At 52.8% G+C, this 434-nt stretch carries 1 protein-coding gene; it reads left to right on the top strand.

The window, feature by feature from the left end; genetic code table 11:
- Window positions 1–9: 9 nt before the first annotated feature.
- The coding region (locus CHH60_RS29390; RefSeq protein ID WP_095362355.1) for a nuclear transport factor 2 family protein at window positions 10–434 on the top strand (425 nt) is incomplete at its 3' end.

Raw genomic sequence — 434 nt, forward strand, 5'->3', positions numbered from 1 at the left:
GAAGTAGAGATCGTACGTGAAAGAGCGCAGCAAGCCTTCCGCAACCACCTGAAGCACCTGTCCGGCGGAGACATTAAGGCATGGGTTGACCTGTGGGAAGAGAACGGCGTGCTTGAATTCCCTTATGGGCCTGCCGGATTCCCAGATCGCAAGGAAGGCAAAGTGGAACTGTACGATTACATGCAGAACTTCCCGAAACATTTTGAAGTCCAGTTCACTGATCTTCAGTTCCATCTAACCCTGGACCCGGAGCTAGTTGTGGCTGAGTTCAAGTCTGTTGGCAAGCACCGGGAAACGGGCAACCCGTACAACCAGACCTATGTCAGCGTGGTGGAGACCAAAGATGGGCTGATTACACGCTACCGGGATTTCTGGAATCCACTTGTGGCCATTGAGTCGGTCGGCAGCGTAAATGATGCAGTTCGTTTCTCGGA

The organism is Paenibacillus sp. 7523-1, assembly GCF_002276415.1.
GTDB lineage: Bacteria > Bacillota > Bacilli > Paenibacillales > Paenibacillaceae > Paenibacillus > Paenibacillus illinoisensis_A.